Here is a 17,025-nt window from a genome sequence, read left to right as displayed (position 1 = left end):
GCTTTTCGTAAAGCTATCTTTTAAGCTTTCACGCATGGCAAATTCTCTGCTGCTCACGAACGGCCTCGTCATCGACACCGCGCCCGAACCGACCGTGCTGGGAACCGCCGACGTGCTCGTCGAGGACGGACGCATCGCCGCGGTCGGCCCGGACCTGGCCGCGCCGGACGGCGCCGAGACCATGGACGCGACCGGCCGCATCGTCATGCCGGGCTTCGTCGACACCCACCGGCACACCTGGCAGGCCGGGATCCGCGCGGCCCTGCCGGACGGCACGCTCCACGCCTACCTGCAGCGCGTCCTCGGCGAGCTGGCGCCCCGGTACCGGCCGGGCGACGTGTTCGCCGGGACGCTCGCCGGGTCCCTGGAGTGCCTCGACTCCGGGATCACGACGCTGGTCGACTGGTCGCACATCCAGCTCAGCGAGGGCCACACCGAGGCGAACATCGCGGCGCTGCGGGCGTCCGGCATCAGGGCGGTGTTCGGGTACTGCTACGGCGGCGACGGCGGCCTCGACGCGCTCGCCGCCGAGACCGGCCGCGTCCACCGCGAGCACTTCGGGTCCGGCGGCCAGGTCACGATGGCGATGGCGGCGCTCGGACCCGAGATCGGGGGCGACGAGCGCGCCCTCGCCGAGTGGCGGACGGCCCGCGACCTCGGGCTGCCGGTCACCGCGCACCTGGGCGGCCACGGCGCCGAGAGCGCCGCGCGCGGCCTGGCGTTCCTCGACGCCAACGGGCTGATGGACCACCCGGCCACGTACGTGCACGCCAACTTCTACACCGACGAGGAGCTGAAGCGGATCGCCGGAAGCGGCGGGACGGTGTCCGCCGCCCCCGCCATCGAGGCTGCGCTGGACATCGGCGCCCCGCCCACCGGGCGCGCCCGCGCCGCCGGCGTCCCGACCGGGCTCGGCGCCGACACGGTCACCTCCGGCCCCGGCGACATGTTCAGCATCATGCGCGCCGCCTACGTCCTCGAACGGGGGCGCCCGGACGGCGCCGGCCTCGGCTTCACCGTCGCCGACGCCCTGCGGACGGCCACGATCGAGGGCGCCGAGGTCGCGGGGCTCGCGGACGTCACCGGCTCATTGACCCCCGGCAAGCAGGCCGACCTGCTCGTCCTGCGCACCGACACCTTCGGCCTCGCGGCGGCGCACGACCCCGTCGCGGCCGTGGTCCTGTCAGCGGACACGCGCAACGTCGACACCGTCCTGGTCGCCGGACGCGTGGTCAAGCGCGGGGGAGCGCTGGTCGGCTACGACGTCCCCGCCCTCCTGGCGTCCCTCGCGGACTCCGCCGCGCACGTGACAGCGGCCTGAACCGGGGAGAATCGTCGGCCGCGCGTGGCATGCTGATCGGCGTGGAGTCCGAGATAACGATCCGCGTCGCCGACGAGCTGCTGATGTTCCTGCCCGCGACCCGGCGGGAGTCCCCAGCGCGGGTCCCCTACGACGGGACCTCGACGCTGGGGCACCTCGTGGAGTCGCTGGGCGTCCCCCTGCCCGAGGCGGGCCCGATGACCGCCGACGGCGAGCCCGCCGGGCCCGGCGCCCGCCCCGCGGCCGGGGCCGAGGTGCGCGTGGCCGCGGTCCCGCGCCCCCAGCCCGTGCCGCTGGACCCGGGCCAGGTCGCCCCCCGCTTCCTCCTGGACGTGCACCTCGGCACGCTGGCCCGGCGCATGCGCCTGCTCGGCCTCGACACCGCCTACCACAACGACATGGACGACCCGGCGCTCGTCGTCCAGGCCAACGAGGAGCGCCGCGTCCTGCTCACGCAGGACCGCGGCCTCCTGCGCCGCCGCGCGCTGTGGTTCGGCGCCTACGTCCGCGGCTCGCGCCCCGACGACCAGCTCCGCGACCTGCTCGACCGCTTCGCGCCCGTCCTGCGCCCGTGGACGCGCTGCACCGCCTGCAACGGCGAGCTCGTCCCGGTCGACAAGCAGGAGATCGAGCGCGAGCTCCAGTCGGGCACGCGCCGCAGCTACGACGTGTACGGCCGCTGCGCGGTCTGCGGGCAGGTGTACTGGCGCGGGGCGCACGGCGACCACCTGGAGGAGATCGTCCGCGACGCGACGCGTCTGGTCGACTCCCTCAGGCGGGACGGAACCGGACGGACCGGCGCCGCGGTCTGATCACGAACACGGAGAGGAGCTGGTCGCGATCGATCTCGTGGTGGTGGGGGCGGCGATCCTCGCGGAGGGGCGGCTGCTGGCCGCCCAGCGCGCCGAGCCGCCGCACATGGCGGGCGGCTGGGAGCTTCCCGGCGGCAAGGTCGACCCCGGAGAGTCGGACGAGGACGCCCTGGTGCGCGAGTGCCACGAGGAACTGGCCGTGAAGGTACGCCTGGGCCGCCGCGTGGGCGGCGACTGGCGCCTCAGCGGACGCGCCGTCCTCCGCGTCTGGACGGCCGAGCTGGTAGAAGGCGAGCCGCAAGCCCTGGAGCACCTGCAACTCCGCTGGCTGGCACCCTCAGAGCTCCACGACGTCAACTGGCTCCCCGGCGACCGCCCGGCAGTAGACCTCCTGGCCGCCCAAGGCCTCGGCTAGGAAATCCTATTCGCGCCTGCGAAGTCGGAGCGGTCGGAGAGTTTGGAGATCTTGACCACGTCGCCGGTCTGGGGGGCGTGGAGGTACTTGCCGTCGCCCAGGTAGATGCCCATGTGGTGCAGGTTGCTGCCGAAGTACACCAGGTCGCCGGAGCGGAGGGCGCCGCGGGAGACCTTCGTTCCCATGGCGAACAGGTCGCCGGTGTAGTGCGGGAGGCCGGGCTTGCCGACCTGGGCGTAGGCCCAGACGACGAGGCCCGAGCAGTCGAAGCTGCTCGGTCCGGCGGCGGCCCACACGTACGGGGAGCCGAGCTTGGTGAGCGCCTTGCGGGCCATCTTGGCGGGCAGGCCGGAGCCCTTCACGGTGGCGCTGAGGCCGGTGCGCGGGTCGCTCGCGTGGGTGGTGGTCAGCTTGTCGAGGCGCTTCATCACCTCGGAGACCTTGGCCTTGGCGGCCTCGCGCGCCTGCTTGGCGTCGTCCCAGGCCTTCTTGACCTGGGCGGTCTTGGCCTTGGCGGTGCGCTCCGCGGCGTCGGCCTGGTCGATCTGCTTCTTCAGGGCGAGGACGGCGGTGGCCTGGCTCTGCGCCAGGTAGGCGCGGTCGGACAGCCCCTCGGGGGAGGCGCCGGAGCCGAAGAGGACGTCGGGGCCGCCGGCCATGTAGTTCGCGGCGGCCAGGCTGCCGAGCTTCTGGCGGGCGGGTTCGGCGAGGGCGCGCAGCCGCTCGGCCTCCCGGGTGGCGTCCTGTTCGGCCTTGCGGGCCTTGGTGAACTCGACGCGGGCCTTGTTGAACTTCTCCGTGAGGATCTCGGCCTCTTCGTTCAGCGCGTCGAGGCTCTTGCGCAGGCCCTTCTCCGTCGTCGGCGTGGGGCTCGGCGCCGTGGGCGCGGAGGCGGGCCGGAACGGCTGGGCGGCGTGGGCGAGGTCCGGCGCGGTGGCGCCGAGACCGATCAGGAGCAGGGTGGCGGTGGCGGTGGGCAGAACGCGACGCCGCCGGGGGGAATCCGGAGCCAAGCCGGTGTTCTCCTCTCCTCGTACGCCTACCGGGTTAGCTGACGGGTTCGGGCCAGGAGTCGCCCTACGACGAGCGTCGATTCACCCCGAGGGTGGTGGGTCCCCGGTTCTCCCGCGGGAGATTCGGCGTTCCGGCCGCAGTCCCCTGGGGGCGGGACTCCGGACGACCGGATCTCGGGCAGATTACAAAGGATGCGCAAAGTTGGCCAATCGAGGTCCGTGTGACCGATGGGGCGAACGACTCGGAGTGGGTGGTACGCACGGCCAAGTAGAATGGGTACGGCCGCACGTCTGCGGCGACTCCCGAACTCTCACGCAAGGCGAACCCGCATGCCCATCTCCACGCGCGACGACCTCCGTAACGTCGCGATCGTCGCCCACGTCGACCATGGCAAGACGACGCTGGTCGACGCCATGCTCTGGCAGTCCGGGGCCTTCCGCGAGAACCAGGACGTCGACGACCGCGTGCTCGACTCCAACGACCTGGAGCGCGAGAAGGGGATCACCATCCTCGCGAAGAACACCGCGGTCCTGCACAACGGCCTGACGATCAACATCATCGACACCCCGGGGCACGCCGACTTCGGCGGCGAGGTCGAGCGCGGCCTGTCCATGGTGGACGGCGTCGTCCTGCTGGTCGACGCCAGCGAGGGCCCGCTCCCGCAGACGCGCTTCGTGCTGCGCAAGGCGCTCGCCGCGCGGCTGCCGGTGATCCTGGTCGTGAACAAGACCGACCGCCCCGACGCGCGCATCGACGAGGTCGTGGACGAGACCTACGAGCTGTTCATGGACCTCGACGCAGACGAGGACCAGATCGACTTCCCGATCGTGTACGCGTCCGGCCGCGCCGGGCGGGCCTCGCTCGACAAGCCCGCCGACGGCGCCATGCCCGGCAGCGAGGACCTGGAGCCGCTGTTCAAGGTCATCACCGAGACGATCCCCGCGCCGTCCTACGACCCCGACGGCCCGCTCCAGGCGCACGTGACGAACCTGGACGCCTCCAGCTACCTCGGCCGGATCGCGCTGTGCCGCGTGCACGCCGGCACGATCAAGAAGGGCCAGCAGGTCGCCTGGTGCCGGCGCGACGGCAGCGTCGAGCGGGTGAAGATCACCGAGCTGATGATGACGGAGGCGCTCACCCGCAAGCCCGCGGACGAGGCCGGGCCCGGCGACATCATCGCCATCGCCGGAATCCCCGACATCATGATCGGTGAGACCCTCGCGGACCCGGACGACCCGCGCCCGCTGCCGCTGATCACGGTGGACGAGCCGGCGATCTCCATGACGATCGGCACCAACACCGGGCCGATGGCGGGCCGCGAGAAGGGCACCAAGGTCACCGCCCGGATGGTCAAGGACCGCCTCGACCGCGAGCTCGTCGGCAACGTGTCGATCCGGGTGCTGCCGACCGAGCGCCCCGACGCCTGGGAGGTGCAGGGCCGCGGCGAGCTGGCCCTGGCGATCCTGGTCGAGAACATGCGCCGCGAGGGCTACGAGCTGACCGTCGGCAAGCCGCAGGTCGTCACGCGGGAGATCGACGGCAAGAAGCACGAGCCGGTCGAGCGGCTCACCGTCGACATCCCCGAGGAGCACCTCGGCGCCGTCACGCAGCTGATGGCGGTCCGCAAGGGCCGCATGGAGCACATGACCAACCACGGGACGGGCTGGATCCGGATGGAGTTCCTCGTCCCGGCCCGCGGCCTGATCGGGTTCCGCACCGAGTTCATGACCGAGACGCGCGGCACCGGCATGGCGCACCACGTCTTCGAGGACTACGAGCCCTGGTTCGGCGAGCTGCGCACCCGTCCGTCCGGCTCGCTCGTCGCCGACCGGTCCGGCGCCGCCACCGCCTACGCGATCACGAACCTCCAGGAGCGCGGGACGTTCTTCGTCGGCCCGACCACCGAGGTGTACGAGGGCATGATCGTCGGGGAGAACTCCCGCGCCGACGACATGGACGTCAACATCACCAAGGAGAAGAAGCTCACGAACATGCGGTCGTCCACCGGCGACGAGCTGGAGCGGCTCACCCCGCCCCGCGCCCTGTCGCTGGAGGAGGCGCTGGAGTTCTGCCGCGAGGACGAGTGCGTCGAGGTCACCCCGACCGCCGTCCGCATCCGCAAGGTCGTCCTGGACGCCAAGGAGCGCGAGCGCACGCGGGCCCGCACCAAGCGCGCCGGCTGAGCGCCGAAGCCGAAAGGGGCGGCCCCGCGGTTCTCGGAACCGCGGGGCCGCCCCTTTTCGTGCGTGCCGCTCAGCTCAGCTGGACGGTGCCCGTGACGTCGGCGGCCAGGCGGAGCTGGTCGCCGTCGCGGAGCGGGGCGTCCACGCCGCGGGGGAGCCGCTCGCCGTTGACGAACGTCCCGTTGGTGGAGCCCTCGTCGCGCACCCAGGCCGTCCCGGACGGGTCGAGCCACACCGTCGAGTGGCGCCGCGACACGTTGTCGTACTGCGTGAACGTGGCCGCCACCGGCGACTGGCCCGCGTCCCGGCCGAGCACCAGGTGCTGGCCGACCGAGACCTTGAGCTCGCCCGTGGGGAACTGGACGCGCAGGACGGGCGTGCCCTTCTGCGGCAGCGGGCGCAGGCACGAGTCGCACTGCGCGGCGCCCGGGTTGCTCAGCACCGCCTCGCAGTACGGGCACATGAACGCCGTGCTGTCGGGCGCGGCCGACCGCTGCTGGCCCTGGTTGTGCTCGTGCGGCAGCAGCGTCGCCTCGCGGCCGTGCGGCAGCTGCGGCGACGGGCCTCCGTGCTGCGGCTGACCCCCGTGCTGCGGCTGGCCTCCGTGCTGGGGCTGGCCGTACTGGGGCTGCCCGTGCTGAGGCTGCCCGTACTGGTGGTCGGCCGGGCCGGGCTGCGGCGCGCCGTACTGGTCCTGCGGTGCGCCGTACTGGTCCTGTGGGGCGCCGTACTGCTGCTGCGGCTGGTACTGGTCCGGCTGCTGCTGTTGCGGCTGCGGCGCGCCCCACTGGTCCTGGGGCTGCTGCGGCGCGCCCCAGGGGTCGGCGGGGGGCTGCTGCTGTTGCGGCTGCCCGTACTGCTGCTGCCCATGTTGAGGCTGGCCCTGCTGCGGCTGCCCGTACGGGGGCTGGCCGGGCTGGCCCTGCCCGTGCTGACCCTGACCGTGCTGGTCATGGGACTGCTGGGGCATGGGCGGACCCCATGCGTCCGGCTGCTGCTGTTGCGGCTGCGGCGCGCCCCACTGGTCCTGGGGCTGCTGCGGCGTGCCCCAGGGGTCGGCGGGGGGCTGCTGCTGTTGCGGCTGCCCGTACTGCTGCTGCCCGTGCTGAGGCTGGCCGTACTGCGGCTGCCCATGCTGGGGCTGGCCGGGCTGGCCCTGGCCGTGCTGACCCTGACCGTGCTGAGGCTGCCCGTACTGGTGGTCGGCCGGGCCGGGCTGCGGGGCGCCGTACTGCTGGCCCCCCTGCTGCGGCCCCGGCGGCGGGGGTATCCGCTGCGGTTCGTACCCGCCCGGGCCCTGCTGGTGAGCGCCGCCACCGGCGCGCGCCAGGTTGGCCCCGCAGCTCATGCAGAGCAGATCGCCCGGCTGGAACGGCTCGTCGCAGACCGGACAGTTCAAGGTCGCCATGACACATCCCCCGAGCGCACCCCGGCGCGGTCGAGCCTCGACGTGAGGTGCTCCATGTCACCTCTTCGCGGGATCCCGATGTAGTACACCCGCTTTCCCTCCGGCCCTTCGTCCACGGACACCTGTACTCGGGGCCCTCTTCCTTCAGTGTCACCGATCGCTTCAGTGTCACCGACGCCGGCCACTGCCCCGTACCGCTCGCGTCCCAGGGGGGACACCGGCACGACACGCTGGTTGGCCGACCCCCTCCAGAGTAGGGAGCCGTCCGCGGGGTGTCGCCCCCCAGGGTTGAGCCGGTCGACGTACGGCCCGGTGACCACGGCGTCACACATGTCGACGATCTCGCGCGTCACAGCGGCGCGCGAGAGTCGAGAGTAGACATATCCGCTGTAAACCAATATGTCCAACGCAATCGTCTCACGGTCGCGGGTCTCCCGCCACGCGCGGATCCCCCGCACCAGGGCCGCCAGCGCGGCCGGCTGCTGGAACGGTTCGCCGCCCGAGATGGTCACCCCGTCGACCGGTTCGGGAAGGGACGCGAGCCATCCTAGGACCGCTTCGACGGGGATGGCCCGGCCCGGGTCGGCGTCCCACGTGTCGCGGGAGAGGCACCCGTTGCAGTGCAGCGTGCAGCCCTGCGTCCAGATGCCCGCCCGCGTCCCCGGGCCGAGTGTGGTCACCGGGTAGTGCGCCTTGGCGAGCAGGAGCGTCTCGCCGGCGCCGTCTCCGGCCGCCGGGGGACGGCCCGCGCTCACTGGAGGTCCAGGTGCACGATGCTGCCCTCGCGCCGGATCCCCGTGACGGTGACCTTCTCGTCCGGGACGAGCTCCCGGTCGAAGAGCGCGCGCGCCAGCGGGTTGACGAAGTGGGACTCCAGCGCCATGCCGATGCCGCGCCCGCCCTTGGCGAGCTCCTCCGTGCACCACTCGCGGAGCGTCTGGAGCGCGTCCCCCTTCACGGCGAGGACGAGCCGGTGCTCCTCGGTGACCCGCCGGCAGATGTTCGCGAACTGCAGGTCGAAGATCTTGTGCGCGGCCTCGCCGGAGATGAAGTCAAACACCACGATGTTGTCGCCGAACCGGTTCAGCAGCTCCGGCCGGTTCAGCACCGTCGTGAAGTGGTCGGCGACGGCGCCCTTGATGCGCTGCTCGACCTGCTCGTAGGACATCCCGGGTGTGATGTTCTGCACACGGTCAGGGGCCCCGTACGCGGCCCCGTCCCGGGTCGTGAGGTCGCGTCCCGGCACGAACATCCCCAGGTTGGAGGTGAAGATGAGGATCGACTCGGAGAAGTGGACGGTGTTGCCGCGCCCGTCGGTGAGCCGCCCGTCCTCCAGGATCTGCAGGAACTTGTCCAGGATCCGCGGGTGCGCCTTCTCGATCTCGTCGAAGAGGATCACCCGGAACGGGTCCTCCCGGACGGCGTTGGTGAGCTCGCCGCCGGCCTCGTGCCCCACGTACCCGGGCGGCGACCCGATCAGCCGGTCGCCGGAGCCCTCGCCGGAGAACTCGCTCATGTCGAAGCGCAGGTAGGCCGACTCGTCGCCGAAGACCAGCTCGGTGATGGCCTTGGCCAGCTCCGTCTTGCCGGTGCCGGTCGGGCCCGCGAAGAACAGCACCCCGCGCGGCCGGCTGCCCGACCTGGTCGCCTGCGCGCCCGACAGCCCGAGCACCGCCCGCTTGAGGATGTCCAGCGTCTTCGTGACCGCCTGCGGCTGCCCGATCACCCGCTCGGGGACGCGCTTCTCGCCCTCCAGCACCCGGCGCCGCAGGTGCCCGCGGCTCCACGGGTTGTCGAGCACGCCCAGCTTGTAGGTGCGGACCGCGTCCGGCAGGTCGGCGAGGTCGACGTTGCGCTCCTTCGCCAGCCGGGTCACCTCGATCATCGACTGGAGGGTCAGCCCGTCGGCCTGCTCGGCGAACGCGTCGCACGCCGCGGCCGCCACCTCGTCCGACCCGACGTCGCTCACCCCGAACGCGCGGGCCAGCAGCCGCGCCGTCTCCTGCCGGTCGCCGAGGTGCGGGCGCGGGATCGTGATCTCGCGGATGTTCTCGTTGTCGGCCGTCAGCCACGGCGGCAGGTCGCCCGGCCGCTCCACCAGCCAGACGACCGGGTTGTAGAGCGGCTTCGGCCGCGCCCCCGTCACCCGGACGGGGCGCGCGCTGCGCGACAGCTTCGCGCAGAACCGGAAGAAGTCGCGCTCGGCCGGCTCCAGGTCGGTCGGGGTCCGGGCGATGCGCGACGCCGAGTCGATCACGAACGCGGCGCGGACGTTCTCCTGCGGCCGGGCGACCGCGGCCAGGTGCCGCGTCAGCCCCTCCAGCGAGGGCTTCTCGTCCGCCTTGACCTTGCCGAGCAGCGACTCCGCCGCCGCCGCGGCCTCGTCCCCGGACGGCTCGTTCGGGCCCGGGACGATCTGCAGCCCGTCCACCGGGTCGTAGACGGCCATGAAGGCCGCGCCGCTGGAGCGCAGCGTCCCCCACAGCAGCGCCCGCAGGGGCAGCAGCACCGCCGGGCCGCCGTCCGGCGAGGGAGCCAGGAAGCTGTCGTGCAGGTTGCCCGACAGGACGTACTGGGAGTGCACCGAGAGGGTCGCGTCCAGCTCCCGGATGAACGGCGGCCAACCCAGCAGCCGGCCCCCGAGGGTCGGCGAATCAATGCTCATCTAGTCACTCCACTCCGTCCGAGCGCCCCCTGCACACCTCACTTGTGACGCTCGCGGGAGCGTTCGCGTTGGGCGGCACGGCCCCTAGTCTGCCGTGCCTCCGCCGAAACGGGCAGCTCACGCACTCCGGGCTCCAGCCGCCACGCCACGTCCGAGCGGATCCCCTCGCCGGCCAGGCGCTCGCGCGCCGCCTCGAACGCCTCGCACCACTCCTGTTCCCGCTCGACGTCCACCCGGCGGTCGTCCTCGCTCTCGGCGGGCCGCTCGCGCACCATCGAGGCGCGCACGTGCGCGGCGTCGTCCACGCGCATGCGGACGCTGTGGTCGGGCCAGGCGCCCTTGGTCAGCGTCACGGTGCCGTCCTCGGCCGTCAGCGTCTCGAACCCGGCCTGGACCTCGTACCCCATGTCCTCGAACGCGGCCGTGATCGAGTCGAGCACGTACCGGCGCTCGGCCTCGGCCTGCTCGGCGGCGTCGCGCTCGGCCGCCAGCCGCCGCTCCTCCTCCCGCCGCTCCCGGGTGCGGCGGTTGGCCTCCTGGATCCGCAGCCGCACCTCCTGCAGCACGCCCTCCGCGTCGGCCGGCGTCGCCGCGCCGGCCAGCAGCCGGGCCGCCTCGGCGACCGCACGCCGCTCCGCCTCCCCTGCGTCGGGCAGCAGCCGCACCATGATCCGTTCGAGGTGCTCGCGCACGTCGGCGGCCCGCGGCGGCGGCGAGCCGTCCCGCACGCTGGCCGCCAGCCCCTCGGCGGGGACGTCGAAGATCTGCGCGCCGACCTGGGCGGCGAGATGCTCGGAGAGGCGCCGTTCGGCCTCGTCCAGGACGGGGTCGGTCGCCGCGCACCAGGCGGTCAGCTCGGCGGCGGACCGCTCGGCCGGGTCGAGCCGGCCGGGCAGCGGCACGTCCGCACCGATCTTCGCGCGGGTCTCGGCGAGTGCGGCGATGCGCGCGTTGCGCTCCACCGTCTCGCGCAGCGCCCGCTCGTGCGTGCGGACCTCGGCGAGCGCCGCGGCACGCGCCTCGGCGCGCCCGGCGGCGAGCGCGGCCAGCGCCTCCGCGCCGCGTCCGGCCAGGCCCGCGCCGTGCCCGAGCAGGCGGGTCATGCCGAGGCTGAGCACCACCGCCGCGTCCAGCGCGATGTCCGCGTCGATCCCGCTGCTCATGGGGTCCCTCCGATCGTCCGTGCCTGCCGCCAGTGGTGCAGCCGCACCCCGGCCGCGACGGCGTGCGCGGCGGGGACGGCGATGAGGACGAGGACCCACAGCAGGCTCGCGATGGACGTCACCGCCGCGAGCAGGAGGAGGAAGAGGAGCAGCGGCACCGTCGCGGCGGCGAGCACGCATCCGCAGCCGCGCCGCCCGGTCTGCCGCGCGGCGCCCGACATCGTCTGGGACGCCGTCGACAGCCCGCGGCCGCCCGCGCCGAGAATGCCCGAGAGCATCGCCCAGGGCCCGTGGGGGAGGTAGTCCGCGCCCTGTGCGCGCGCCGCGAGGACCTCGCTGCCGCACTGCACCGCCCAGGCGAGCACGGACACGACGGCCAGAACGCCGAAGGAGACGCCCGAAGACGAACTGTGCAGGCCGACCGATGTCGTGCCGTCGTCGTTGCCGCCGCCGCCGAACAGCGAGCCGATCATCCAGCTGCCCAGGAGCCAGAACAGCAGCAGCGGCGACGTCAGCGCGACCGCCTTCGCCATCGCGGCGCCGCGGCCGGCGAGCCGCTGCCGTTCGCGTTCGGCCCAGTGCGTGCGCAGCGCCTCGTCGCGCTGCTCGGCGGCGTGCCGCTCGCGCGTCCGCGACTCGCTCTCGGCCACGGCTTCGGGTGCGGCGCGGGCCACGGCGAGCAGCCGCAGCGGATCGTCGCCGGCACCGTCCACCATCCAGGTGAACCACGGCACCGGTTCGGAGACCGGCTCGCGGGCCCGTGCCGCGCCCTTGGCGATCAGCCGCCCGGTCTCGTCGGGACGCGCCGCCAGCGCGAGCAGGGCGAGCAGCACGGCGGGCGGCTCCTCCGCGCCGGCGTCGGGCAGCCGGCCGGCGAGGCCCGGCGGCGCGGCGGCCTGCTCGCGCAGCCAGCGCACCAGGTCGTTCCATGCCGACACGTGCGCGCGCCACTGGTCGTCGACCCGGGCCAGCTCCTCGCCGCCCGCGAAGCCGGCGAGGACGGGCAGCAGGCGGTGCTCCCACAGCGCCCGCCCGATGAGGCAGGCGGTGCGGTGGTCGGGATGGCGCCGGTCGGCGGCCAGGCCCGCCAGCCCGGGCAGGTCGGCGGCGGTGATCCGGCGGCCGAGGTAGTGCGGGGGCATCGCCGGATCCAGCCACCGCACGAGGTGCAGGAGCTTGACGTCGGGCGGCAGCGTCGTCATGAGGTGGCCGTCGACGAGCGCGATGCGGCCGTCGTCGGGCACCTCCGCGAGCCACTCCCGCAGGCTCCGCCACGCCTCGCCGGTCTCGCCCCGGCCGAAGAAGTACTGGGCGGCGTGGTCCCAGTTCTCGACGAGAGCGCGGGCCAGCTCGCTCCTGCCGGTGTAGCGGCGGCCCCTGAACGGCAGCCCGGCGCCCACCGGGACGCTCTCCTCCGCGACCCGCGGCGAACCGCCGTCCAGCCACTCCCGTACCTGCTCGCCCGTCCATCGCGCGCGCGGGTCGCGGGTCAGCAGCCCCTGGCACAGCAGCCGCAGCCGGGGGTCGGAGACGTCGTCCGCGCTGACCGGCCGCGTCGCGAGATGGTCGACCACGACGGTCTCGCTCAGCCCCTGGAACGGCGGCCGGCCCGTCGCCAGCTCCCGGACGATCATGCCGAGCGACCACCAGTCGCGCGCCGGCGACACCTGGCCGGACAGGGACTCCGGAGCGGCGTAGGCCAGCGTCCGCGACGACGAGGCGAACACCACGCTCTGGTCGAGGACCCGGCTCAGCCCGAAGTCGGCGATGGCGAGCCGCAGCGGCTCCCCGCCCAGCACCAGGACGTTCTCGGGCTTGAGGTCCCGGTGGACGATGCCGGCCCGGTGCAGCGCCTCCAGACCGGCGGCGAGCTGGGCGGCGACCTCGGCCACCGTGTCCTCCGGGAGCGGCCCCTCGTCCATCAGCGCCCGCAGGTTGCCGTCCGGCGCGTACGCGGCGATCTCGTAGTCGCGCCCGTCGGCGTGCCCCGTCTCCAGGATGCGCAGGACGTTCGGCGCGTCCAGCGCGGGCAGCTTCGCCCACACCTCCCGGTCGGCGCGGTACCCGCGGCGGAAGATCTTCACCACGAACTCGGCGCCGTCGGCGTCGCGCACCAGGAGCAGGTCGGACTCGGCGCCCTGCACGGGCAGCTCGGCGACCGTCGCGTACCGCTCGCCGAGCACGGCCGGCAGCCGCATCAGCGGATCCCCGGGACCGTGCCCCTCCCGCCGGGTCGACGACGCCGGGCGCGGCCCGGGCACCTCCGCGTCCCGCCGCGTCGTCCCGGCGTCGCGCCGGGTGTCGCGTGGCGGGGCGCCATCGAACTCGCCCACAGCCGTCCCGTCTAGCCCTTGTCCTTGATGGCCCGAAGATACTCGCTGATCTTGAACTGGTTGATGACGAACTCCAGGGCGATCCGGGTCGCGAACACCTGGAAGAGCCACGCGAACGGGGACCCGAGGAGGAGCATGAGGCCGAACGCCGCGCTGTCGTCGAGCCACGCGATCCCGTACACCGCCATCAGCAGCGCGAACAGGGTGATCGGGATCAGCGCGAGCACGTAGAGGATCTTCACGACCCGCGTGGTGATCATGGTGTCGAAGTTGAGGTCGAACAGCCCTCCGAACACGTTCCCGCCCCTCGGCTCGCCGGGCGGGGGCGCCCATCCCCGCGGCGGCTCCGGGTACCCGGAGGCCGGGCCGGGCGGGCGGGGGCCGGGGACGGGGCCGGGGAAGGGGCCGCCGGGCCCGGCGGGCCCGCCGGGCGGTGGACCGTAGGGCCCGCCGGGACCGCCGGGCGCCTGCGGACGCGGAGGGTTGCCAGGGTCCGGTGGGTTCGTCATCACCGTCGTCTCCAGTGTGGGGACCGCTACACGGAGACTCTAAAGCCTGGCCCCGTCCGCCGCCGGAACCCGCCGCGCGACGATCCCGTATCGCGCGGGGGCCCGGTGCGGACGCGCGGGCCGGCGGTGCCAGGTTCTGGCCCCGCCGGTCCGCGACGGCGCGAGGCGCGGCGCCGGACCGCGCCGGAGGTCAGGCGGCCGGGACGCCGGTGGCCGGCTGCGCGGACCGCACCTCGGCCTGGTTCGGCTTGGCCGCCAGGCCCGGAAGGTCGGTGGTCGCGGCGCGCAGGCGGGCGATGCCCTCGGCGCCGAGGTCGCCCAGCATGATGTCGTAGGCCAGGTCGCGCACCGTGTCGACGCCGACGGACGAGTGGAGCATGGCGCCGATGGTCTCGGTGAGCACCCGCTCGTAGGACTCGAACGTCACCGCCTCGGCCACCGCCGGGTTCCACTCCAGCTGGTCGCCGGCCGTGACGTGCAGCTGGAGGCCGCCGGTCACCGGGTCCACCTGGTCCAGGTCGATCTCGGCGGCGACGCGGCCGCGGGCCGCCGGGGTCCCGTCGTCGGTGAACAGCAGCGCCGGGACCGAGAAGGTCACCTGCTCGGCGGGCTTGCGCGGCCGGACGGCGTTGCCGCGCGGCACCGCGGGGACGTCGACGTGGTCCAGCTGCGACAGCATCCGGAACGTCGCCAGGCCGAGGATGCTGTTGATGGCCAGCGCGGTCGCCCGGGTCACCGTCTCCGTCTCGCCGGGCTTGCGGGTGAGGTAGCCGCTGAAGCCGTAGGCGATGATGCGGTCGCGGACGGGGGAGCGGAGGAAGATGCGCAGCCGGACCCCCGCGACGGGGAGCTCGAACTCGGCCTCGCCGTCGCCGACCTCGGACCGGACGAAGCCGCCCTCCGACGCGGTGAGCCGGCCCACCAGGGCCAGCGTCCCCTCGTTGCCGCTGCGGGAGAGGCTCAGGACGTAGAGGTCGCCGTCCAGCTCGGTGATCACTTCGTCGCCGAGGACGACGGCGAGGGCCCGCGCCGTCTCGTTCAGGCCGTGCAGGGTCCTGCGCGGCATGCGCAGCCGCAGCTGGTTCTGCGACGTCACCCGCCCGCCGACGGTGTTCTCGACGTGCTCGACCTCCCGCTCGGCCTGCTTGCCGGTGTAGTTGCGCAGGCTGAATGCCAGGACCTCGTTGTCCGTGCGCACCCCGCAGGTCGCCTTCAGGGCCTTCTTGGCGCTGAGCGGGTAGGGGGCGTCCTGCCGGACGTATTTGGTCGCGTCCACGAACACGGGGACGTCGTCGTCGAAGAGGCGCCGGACGTAGAATTCTTCCTTGGTTTGCGCTGGCACTGTTGCACCCTTCTCCGTGTCCTGCCGCCGGCCGCGGACGGCCGGAGGTAACCTCGGCACCCGGCCGATTCCGGCCAGGTGCGGCACCGGTCCCACCGCCCGGTGTCCACTCTTCAGTCATAACCGTTTCGGGGCAGGTCGGATCGGCAAGTACCAGAGGGCCGGACGGCGCCGCCGACGAACCGGTTGACAAATAAAGCATGCGGCTCGCCCTGTCGCGTGGACAGTCATGCGTGACACACGGGGGCGGCACACTACAAAGGAGACCAGATGCACCAGTTGACCGATTACGTGCTGGCCGTTCGCACCACCGGTTCACCTCCGGCGATCGAAGGGGTCAAGTCGGTCGACCTGGTTCCGGGCGACGACCAGGACGTGATCGCCGCGACCATCGCCGGTCTGCGGGCGAGCGGGCTGACCGCGGCCGACTTCCGGTCGCGCGTGATCTATCTCGCGCCCGAGGACCCGAGCTGCCTGGTGCCGTACGCGGCACTGTGCGGCTTCGCCGGCCGCCGCGTCGACGCCTACGCCGGCGGCACCGTCCTGGAGTTCTCGCGGCTGGACCCGCAGGGAGAGGCCTTCCCCGACGCGGGCCGGCCCTCCGGGTACCTGGAATGGGGCCAGGTCGGCGGCGAGGAGGGGCCCGTCCCCACCGTGCAGGTCGGCTCCGGCGCCCAGCGGCTCGTGACCCCGGAGGCCGCCACCGTGATCCGGTACGCGGCGCGGCTGCGCATGGTCCCGCCGCCCTCGGCCCGGGACGCGCTGGCCACGTTCGTGCTCGTCGCGGCGCTGCGGCGGCGGGCCGACGACCGGTTCCCCTACCTGTCGACCGGGAACGAGCCCGCCCCCGTCACCAAGGACGACCCGACCCAGGGCATCGACCTGGAGAAGCTGCGGCGCGAGGCGGCCAAGTACCGCCAGGAGCTGCGGGCCGGGCGCCGCGGCGCCGACATGGTGCCGCCCGTCCCCGTCTCGCCGCACAACAAGCGGATCGCCGAGGCCAAGTCGGTGGACGTCCGGACGGTGCTGACGCGCCTCGGCTCCTCCTCCGACGACGGGAACCTGTGGCACTGCCCGCGTCCGAACAGGCACAGCAACGGCGACCGGAACCCCTCGATGAAGGTCTACGGGGACAACCGCACCAGGTGCCACCGCTGCGACGCCGAGAAGGTCGGTCCGATCCGGCTGGTCATCGACGTCCTCGGGGTCACTCCGGACGAGGCCGCCAGTTTCATCCTGGACTCCGACCGCGTCGTGGACATGCGTCCAGCCTGAGCGTCCCTGGCGGCCGGGGGCCGCTGGGCAGGGGGAACCGATGGCCGAATCGCAGGGCCGCGCGGACGTGGCGCTGCTGATTGTGGATGGAGTGCAGGTGGGCCACGTTCACCGCAGTGTCCTCGATCGGGTCGCCGAGATCGCGGGCCGGCTGGGCTGCCGCGACGCCGTCGCGCTGGCCGGCCCGCCGGTCACGTTCGACTCCTCCCGCGTCCCCCGGCTGCGGCGCGACCTGGAGCAGGTCATCGCCTACGCCGAGGCGGCGCGGCAGACCGGCTGGGTTTTAGGCGACCTGGCCGTCGCCCCGGGTGACCAGGCGGTGCCGGTGATGGACACCGCGCAGGGCAGGATCTGGGCCCACCCCGTCCGCGGCTTCGAGCTGCACGGGGAGGCCGGGGTGCGCCGGATCACCGAACTGGCCGAGATCCCGGGGACCCCGCAGCGCACTCCGCTGGCCCGTCTCATCGCGCCGCTGGCCGACGCCGCGGCGCGTGCGCAGGTGCTGGAGATAGCGGACGGCAAGCACGAGCGCGCCGTGCGCCTGGGCTGACGGGCGAAGGGGCGCCGCTCGCCGGAGACGGCGAG

At 73.5% G+C, this 17,025-nt stretch carries 15 protein-coding genes and 1 riboswitch; of the genes, 7 read left to right on the top strand and 8 right to left on the bottom strand.

Translation table 11 applies throughout. The features are described 5' to 3' along the window. Positions 1-34 precede the first annotated feature (34 nt). From AB0C87_RS02785 to AB0C87_RS02775, 3 genes are read left to right on the top strand one after another with little or no spacing between them, the layout of a single operon-like run. The gene (locus tag AB0C87_RS02785; RefSeq protein WP_360576202.1) at positions 35-1,321 is read left to right on the top strand and encodes an amidohydrolase family protein; all 1,287 of its coding nucleotides are present in this window, start codon (positions 35-37) and stop codon (positions 1,319-1,321) included. A 41-nt stretch (positions 1,322-1,362) separates the two neighbouring features. Continuing rightward, positions 1,363-2,133 (top strand): Mut7-C RNAse domain-containing protein, encoded by a 771-nt coding sequence (locus tag AB0C87_RS02780; RefSeq protein WP_345177032.1) that lies wholly within the window; start codon positions 1,363-1,365, stop codon positions 2,131-2,133. Positions 2,134-2,161: 28 nt separating this feature from the next. Further along, on the top strand, positions 2,162-2,548 hold the full coding sequence (locus tag AB0C87_RS02775; protein ID WP_353835336.1) for an NUDIX domain-containing protein: 387 nt from the start codon (positions 2,162-2,164) through the stop codon (positions 2,546-2,548). On the opposite strand, the gene AB0C87_RS02770 is transcribed toward AB0C87_RS02775, so the two are convergent. After that, complete coding sequence (locus AB0C87_RS02770) at positions 2,545-3,561, bottom strand: NlpC/P60 family protein (protein WP_345177034.1); 1,017 nt, start codon at positions 3,559-3,561, stop codon at positions 2,545-2,547. The two genes, AB0C87_RS02775 and AB0C87_RS02770, sit on opposite strands and share 4 nt — an antisense overlap. A gap of 7 nt (positions 3,562-3,568) precedes the next feature. After that, positions 3,569-3,700: riboswitch (cyclic di-AMP (ydaO/yuaA leader) on the bottom strand. Between the two features lie 191 nt (positions 3,701-3,891). On the opposite strand from AB0C87_RS02770, the gene typA reads away from it, so the two are divergent. Beyond that, entirely contained in the window at positions 3,892-5,745 is a 1,854-nt protein-coding gene (gene typA / locus AB0C87_RS02765) for a translational GTPase TypA (protein WP_360359026.1), read from the top strand. A gap of 70 nt (positions 5,746-5,815) precedes the next feature. On the opposite strand, the gene AB0C87_RS02760 is transcribed toward typA, so the two are convergent. After that, a complete protein-coding gene (locus AB0C87_RS02760) occupies positions 5,816-6,208 on the bottom strand; it encodes an FHA domain-containing protein (RefSeq protein WP_345177037.1) in 393 nt (130 codons plus the stop codon). Between the two features lie 51 nt (positions 6,209-6,259). Here AB0C87_RS02760 and AB0C87_RS02755 point away from each other — a divergent pair, with 51 nt between their 5' ends. Beyond that, complete coding sequence (locus AB0C87_RS02755) at positions 6,260-7,237, top strand: hypothetical protein (protein WP_360576200.1); 978 nt, start codon at positions 6,260-6,262, stop codon at positions 7,235-7,237. Here AB0C87_RS02755 and AB0C87_RS02750 read toward each other — a convergent pair. The 6 genes from AB0C87_RS02750 to AB0C87_RS02725 form a co-directional block, all read right to left on the bottom strand. Then, complete coding sequence (locus AB0C87_RS02750; RefSeq protein ID WP_353835331.1) at positions 7,141-7,833, bottom strand: 4Fe-4S cluster-binding domain-containing protein; 693 nt, start codon at positions 7,831-7,833, stop codon at positions 7,141-7,143. The genes AB0C87_RS02755 and AB0C87_RS02750 overlap by 97 nt on opposite strands. 71 nt (positions 7,834-7,904) lie before the next feature. Continuing rightward, positions 7,905-9,818 (bottom strand): AAA family ATPase, encoded by a 1,914-nt coding sequence (locus AB0C87_RS02745; protein ID WP_360576197.1) that lies wholly within the window; start codon positions 9,816-9,818, stop codon positions 7,905-7,907. A gap of 38 nt (positions 9,819-9,856) precedes the next feature. Continuing rightward, complete coding sequence (locus AB0C87_RS02740; protein ID WP_360576195.1) at positions 9,857-10,981, bottom strand: response regulator receiver protein; 1,125 nt, start codon at positions 10,979-10,981, stop codon at positions 9,857-9,859. After that, on the bottom strand, positions 10,978-13,314 hold the full coding sequence (locus tag AB0C87_RS02735; protein ID WP_360576193.1) for a protein kinase: 2,337 nt from the start codon (positions 13,312-13,314) through the stop codon (positions 10,978-10,980). Before AB0C87_RS02735 ends, AB0C87_RS02740 begins: the two co-directional genes overlap by 4 nt. Positions 13,315-13,325: 11 nt before the next feature. Beyond that, a complete protein-coding gene (locus AB0C87_RS02730; RefSeq protein WP_345177049.1) occupies positions 13,326-13,823 on the bottom strand; it encodes a DUF4282 domain-containing protein in 498 nt (165 codons plus the stop codon). 190 nt (positions 13,824-14,013) lie between these two features. Beyond that, entirely contained in the window at positions 14,014-15,165 is a 1,152-nt protein-coding gene (locus AB0C87_RS02725) for a hypothetical protein (protein WP_345177052.1), read from the bottom strand. A gap of 270 nt (positions 15,166-15,435) precedes the next feature. Here AB0C87_RS02725 and AB0C87_RS02720 point away from each other — a divergent pair, with 270 nt between their 5' ends. Beyond that, the gene (locus tag AB0C87_RS02720; RefSeq protein ID WP_345177054.1) at positions 15,436-16,440 is read left to right on the top strand and encodes a hypothetical protein; all 1,005 of its coding nucleotides are present in this window, start codon (positions 15,436-15,438) and stop codon (positions 16,438-16,440) included. A 40-nt stretch (positions 16,441-16,480) separates the two neighbouring features. Next, on the top strand, positions 16,481-16,990 hold the full coding sequence (locus tag AB0C87_RS02715) for a hypothetical protein (RefSeq protein WP_345177056.1): 510 nt from the start codon (positions 16,481-16,483) through the stop codon (positions 16,988-16,990). Positions 16,991-17,025 lie beyond the last annotated feature (35 nt).

This window comes from Actinomadura sp. NPDC048021 (assembly GCF_040653135.1).
Classification (GTDB): Bacteria; Actinomycetota; Actinomycetes; order Streptosporangiales; family Streptosporangiaceae; genus Spirillospora; species Spirillospora verrucosospora.
The sequence above is the reverse complement of the archived record's forward strand: the minus strand, read 5'-3'. Positions and strand labels throughout refer to the sequence as shown.

Bases quoted from the DNA above. Each gene is read 5' to 3' on its own strand.
- AB0C87_RS02745 (WP_360576197.1), bottom strand. From the start codon at position 9,818: ATGAGCATTGATTCGCCGACCCTCGGGGGCCGGCTGCTGGGTTGGCCG.
- AB0C87_RS02715 (WP_345177056.1), top strand. From the start codon at position 16,481: ATGGCCGAATCGCAGGGCCGCGCGGACGTGGCGCTGCTGATTGTGGAT.
- typA (WP_360359026.1), top strand. From the start codon at position 3,892: ATGCCCATCTCCACGCGCGACGACCTCCGTAACGTCGCGATCGTCGCC.
- AB0C87_RS02760 (WP_345177037.1), bottom strand. From the start codon at position 6,208: ATGTGCCCGTACTGCGAGGCGGTGCTGAGCAACCCGGGCGCCGCGCAG.
- AB0C87_RS02720 (WP_345177054.1), top strand. From the start codon at position 15,436: ATGCACCAGTTGACCGATTACGTGCTGGCCGTTCGCACCACCGGTTCA.
- AB0C87_RS02740 (WP_360576195.1), bottom strand. From the start codon at position 10,981: ATGAGCAGCGGGATCGACGCGGACATCGCGCTGGACGCGGCGGTGGTG.
- AB0C87_RS02785 (WP_360576202.1), top strand. From the start codon at position 35: ATGGCAAATTCTCTGCTGCTCACGAACGGCCTCGTCATCGACACCGCG.
- AB0C87_RS02730 (WP_345177049.1), bottom strand. From the start codon at position 13,823: ATGACGAACCCACCGGACCCTGGCAACCCTCCGCGTCCGCAGGCGCCC.